General features: G+C 50.8%; 1 pseudogene. It reads right to left on the bottom strand.

Annotated features, from left to right (window positions below):
• A pseudogene (locus tag FN960_RS24575) lies at window positions 1–248 on the bottom strand (thioredoxin-disulfide reductase); the annotation flags it as partial.

The following is a 248-nucleotide window of genomic DNA, read 5'->3' as shown; positions in this document are numbered from 1 at the left end:
AATCAGCGCGTCGCAAGTGTATTCGCCGTTATCGCCATTCAGACGGAACGGACGGTTTTGCAGATCCACCTTGTTGATATGATCAAAAATGATCTCAGTTTCAAACTTGGTGGCATGTTCGTGCATGCGCTCCATTAATAACGGACCGGTCAGATCGTTTGGATCGCCAGGCCAGTTTTCCACTTCCGTGGTGGTGGTCAGTTGGCCGCCTTTTTCCATGCCGGTAATCAGCACAGGTTGCAGGTTGG

It is taken from the genome of Alkalicoccobacillus porphyridii, assembly GCF_007293315.1.
Lineage (GTDB): Bacteria > Bacillota > Bacilli > Bacillales > Bacillaceae_D > Alkalicoccobacillus > Alkalicoccobacillus porphyridii.
Note: the sequence above shows the minus strand (reverse complement) of the source record. Positions and strands in the feature narration are given on the sequence as shown.